The 4,065-nt window shown below is 72.5% G+C and carries 4 protein-coding genes, 1 rRNA gene and 1 pseudogene; 3 read left to right on the forward strand and 3 right to left on the reverse strand.

The genetic code is table 11. The features are described 5' to 3' along the window. A pseudogene (locus AB0Q99_RS34180) lies at positions 1-113 on the reverse strand (electron transfer flavoprotein subunit beta); the annotation flags it as partial. A gap of 287 nt (positions 114-400) precedes the next feature. After that, positions 401-814 carry a thioredoxin family protein gene (locus tag AB0Q99_RS34185; protein WP_363578151.1) on the reverse strand — a complete coding sequence of 138 codons (414 nt, stop codon included), beginning with the start codon at positions 812-814 and terminating at the stop codon, positions 401-403. Between the two features lie 213 nt (positions 815-1,027). On the opposite strand from AB0Q99_RS34185, the gene AB0Q99_RS34190 reads away from it, so the two are divergent. From AB0Q99_RS34190 to AB0Q99_RS34200, 3 genes are all read left to right on the forward strand, one after another. Beyond that, positions 1,028-1,444, forward strand: coding sequence for a DUF4395 domain-containing protein (locus AB0Q99_RS34190; RefSeq protein WP_363578153.1), 417 nt, complete (start codon positions 1,028-1,030; stop codon positions 1,442-1,444). A 229-nt stretch (positions 1,445-1,673) separates the two neighbouring features. Next, positions 1,674-2,444 (forward strand): lysophospholipid acyltransferase family protein, encoded by a 771-nt coding sequence (locus AB0Q99_RS34195; RefSeq protein WP_363578155.1) that lies wholly within the window; start codon positions 1,674-1,676, stop codon positions 2,442-2,444. 167 nt (positions 2,445-2,611) lie between these two features. Beyond that, entirely contained in the window at positions 2,612-3,907 is a 1,296-nt protein-coding gene (locus AB0Q99_RS34200; protein WP_363578157.1) for a hypothetical protein, read from the forward strand. Between the two features lie 75 nt (positions 3,908-3,982). Here the strand turns inward: AB0Q99_RS34200 and rrf are convergent. Further along, positions 3,983-4,065, reverse strand: a 5S ribosomal RNA gene (rrf, locus tag AB0Q99_RS34205); the annotation flags it as partial.

Genomic DNA, 4,065 nt, shown 5'->3' on the forward strand with positions numbered 1-4,065 from the left:
TCCGACAGGAGGCCGTCCACACCCTCCCGGTCGGTGGTGTGGTCGTCCGCGAAACGACGGTCACCCGTCGCGTCCGGCACGTACTTCACACAGACAACGATCCTCAAGCTCACGGCCTTGTCTCCTGTACTGGTCTCGTCCGACAGCTGCGGCTGTGCAAGCGGGTGCGAACACGGCACGCACCCGCTCCGGGCAGCGGATTCCCGTGCCGGTCCGGAACTTCCTGGCAGCATACTCGCCGGTATCACAGTGGTCACTACTGGCCAGTAGCTTACGCCGGGGGGCTGCGCCGGCCGACTGCGCCCATCCTGCCCCAGACGGGGCCGACTCCACCCGACAGGGCGCACGGACCACGACGGGAACCGCTGCGACGGGCGGGTACTCAGACGAAGGAGGGTGCTCAGACCGCCTGGCCGAGCGCCGCGATCACGTCCGCCCGGCGCGGCTGCCCCGTCGCCCGACGGACCACCCGGCCCTCCGCGTCCAGCACCAGGACGGTCGGCGTCCGCCGGATCTCCAGCCTGCGGACCAGCTCCAGCCGCGCCTCGGCGTCCACCTCGACGTGCGCGACGCCCTCGACCATCCCGGCCACCTCCAAGAGCACCCGCCGGGTCGCCCGACAGGGCTGGCAGAAGACCGTCGAGAACTGCACCAGCGTCGCCCGCGCGCCGAGCGGCCCACCCAACTCCGCCTCCGACAGCCGTACCGCCCCGTCCTCGCTGCGCACCCGCATCCTCCCGTCGCACCCGGCCCGTACCAGCCCGAACGTGGTCGCCACCGCCAGCACGACAACGCACACCACCAGCCCGGTCATCCCCCCAGTCTGCGCCGACCCCGGCGGGCCCCGAAAGACGGTCGACCGCCGGGGGCGGGCCGCGTACGATCGGCCGGTGGACTCCGAGCGCACCACCCTGCCGCCGCCGACCGCCCACCGCGTCGTCCCCCGGGGCCGCGCCACCGGCCCCCACTGACGCCCCCGTCGCCACCGCCCGCCGCCGCAGCCCGTCGCGACCCCTCCGGAGCCCCTGTGCAGACCGACCCCCGCGGTCCCCGCTTCTCCGCCGCGCTCACCTCGGCCGTCCTGATCGTCGTCCTCCTCACCGGCAGCAGCGCCCTCCTCGCCGGCCAGGCACTCGTCTTCGCCCTCGGCGTCTTACGGCTCTCCCCGTACGACTGGTTCTTCCGGATCCTGGTCCTGCCCCGTCTGGCCCCGCCGTCCGCGACCGAGGACGAGCGGCCGCTGCGCTTCGGCCAGGGCATCCTCATGGTGTTCGCCGCGGTCGGCACCCTCGGCTACATCACCGGGGTGACCTGGCTCGGCCTGCTGGTCACCTCGGCCGGCCTCGCGGCCGCCTTCCTCAACGCGGCCTTCGGCTACTGCGTCGGCTGCGAGCTCTACCCGGTCGTCCGGCGCGCCCAGGGCCGCCTCACCGCCGGGGCCTGACCCACGGCGCCGGAACCGAAAAGGTTCCCGTTCGAATTCATCACGGAGATCACACCGGCAAAATCGGCTTGCCCGCACGCCTCAGGTGACAGCAGGCACTCGTTCGGGGGATCATCTCCGTGTATCACCCGTGACCGCCGCGGCGTGCCGTGCTCCGGTCGGCACCGCCCGCGCGACGTCACGGGCCCCCGCCGAACCGGGCTCCGGCCCGTGGAAGTCAGGACTGACCGTGGCAGAGTTCGTGTACCCGCCGGTGATCGGCGCCGCACTCACCGCCTTCCGCGCGCTCGACGTGCGGATCAAGATCGTGGGCGCCGAACACATCCCCGCCAGGGGGGGAGCGGTACTGGTCAGCAATCACATCAGCTACCTGGACTTTCTCTTCGCCGGCCTCGGCGCCTACCGCGGCGGCAAGCGCAAGACCCGCTTCATGGCGAAGGACGACGTCTTCAAGCACCCGATCTCCGGCCCGCTGATGCGCGGCATGAAGCACATCCCGGTGGACCGCGCCGACGGCCAGCCCGCGTACGAGGCCGCCGTGCGCGCCCTCAAGGCCGGCGAGGTGGTCGGGGTGTTCCCCGAGGCGACGATCAGCCGCTCGTTCATGCTGAAGAAGTTCAAGACCGGCGCCGCCCGGATGGCCGCCGACTCCGGCGCCCCGCTGCTGCCCGTCGTCCTCTGGGGCACCCAGCAGCTCTGGACCAAGGGCCGCCCGAAGACCCTCACCAAGCGCCACGTTCCGGTCACCATCATGATCGGCGAACCGATCCACCTCGGGCCGAACGACAAGCCCGTCATGGTCACCAGAAGACTCCGCGCCGCGATGAGCGAGATGCTCGACCGGGCCCAGCGCGAGTACCCCGGCAAGCCCGCCGGCCCGGACGACACCTGGTGGCTGCCCGCCCAGCTCGGCGGCACCGCGCCCACCCTGGAGGTCGCCGAGGCCGAGGACGAGGCGGAGGCCCTCGCCAAGGCCGAACGCCGCGCCGCCCGGGACTGACCAACCCCCTTCGCTACTCCATGTGGCCGAGCGAACGCGATCCGTCGCGTGTCGCCGGGCCGCCGACCCTTCCCGCCTGACACAGTGACAACTCCTTTCAGGGGCCTTCGTCCTGAATCGGCGACGGGGGCAGATGTCGAGCGGTCGGCACAGGTCGGAGGCGGAGAATGACACGGATCACCGGCACACGGCAGTCACCCACGAGCAGGGCCCGCACACGCGCAAGCGCTGGTGCGGGCCTTCTGCTTCTGGGCACCCTGCTCACCGGCTGCGGGGCCGAACCCGGGGAGATCCCACTCTCGGAGATCCGGCCGGAGTCCCCCTCCGCCACCCCCGAGCCGACCCCCACCGCGAGCCCCGGCGTCGTCGGCGCGGCAGCGGGAACCCCTGCCGCGGCCACCGCGCACAACGGGCTGATCGTCAGCCGGGCCTACACCGACGCCTCGCGCACCACCAGTGCCATCGTCACCCTCTCCCCCGACGGCAGCGGTCAGCACCAGATCACCCAGCCGCCTGACCGCGCGCGCGACGACCGCCCCGACTGGTCCCCCGACGGCACCGTCGTCGCGTTCGACCGCACCGACCCGCAGACCGGCGCCGCCCGGCTCTGGACCGTCGCCACCTCCGGCGAGGGCGCCCACCAGATCAACCCGCTCTGCGACGGCTCCGGCGGCGGCACCGACTGCGCCAACGAGGACGAGCGCGCCCCCGCCTTCTCCCCGGACGGCAAGCAACTCGCCTTCAGCCGTTCCTGGGGCGCCCTGGACCCGGCCGACAAGACCCGGACGCAGTACTCGGACCTCTACCTGATGAGCCCCGAAGGCACCGACGTCCAACGGCTCACCTTCCTCACCAACGACAAGCCCTACTCCGGCGCGGTCAGCAACCCCAGCTGGTCCCCCGACGGCAAGCAGCTCACCTTCGAGTACCGCACCGGCGCCACCGGGCAACCCGCCAACAGCCGCGCCATCTACGTCGTCAGCGCGGACGGCACCGGACTCCGCCAGCTCACCCCCTGGGAACTGCGCGCCGGCGACCGCGCGGAGTGGTCCCCCGACGGCACCCGGATCCTCTTCACCACCTACCCGGCAGGCCCCGAGAACGCCCCCGGCGGCGGCATCTACACCGTCCACCCCGACGGCACCGCCATCGGCGCACTCACGGCCGCCCCCTCCGACACCTTCTACGGCGCGGCCGCCTATGCCCCCGACGGCCAGTCCATCATCTTCACCCAGGCCCCCGCGGGTGCCGTCGGCGCCGACCTTTACAGCATGCGGCCGGACGGCACGGGCGTCGCCCGCCTCACCAACACCGCCGACAAGTGGCTCAACCGCCCGGCCTGGGGCACCGCGGAGCCTCCGGCCGCGCCGGACGCTCCGTCCGCGCCGGCCCAGGGCGCCCAGCCCGAGGCCCAGGCCCAGGGGCAGCCGCCGACCGAGGGGCCGCAGGCCGACGACGAGTGATCCGGCGGTCGCGGGCCGCCCGGAAACGCGAGAAGACCCCCTCCCGAAATGGGAGGGGGTCTTTTCTGAATGATTGTTCGGCGGCGTCCTACTCTCCCACAGGGTCCCCCCTGCAGTACCATCGGCGCTGTAAGGCTTAGCTTCCGGGTTCGGAATGT

Origin of the sequence: Kitasatospora sp. NPDC086791, from assembly GCF_040685975.1 — a bacterium.
Lineage (GTDB): Bacteria > Actinomycetota > Actinomycetes > Streptomycetales > Streptomycetaceae > Kitasatospora.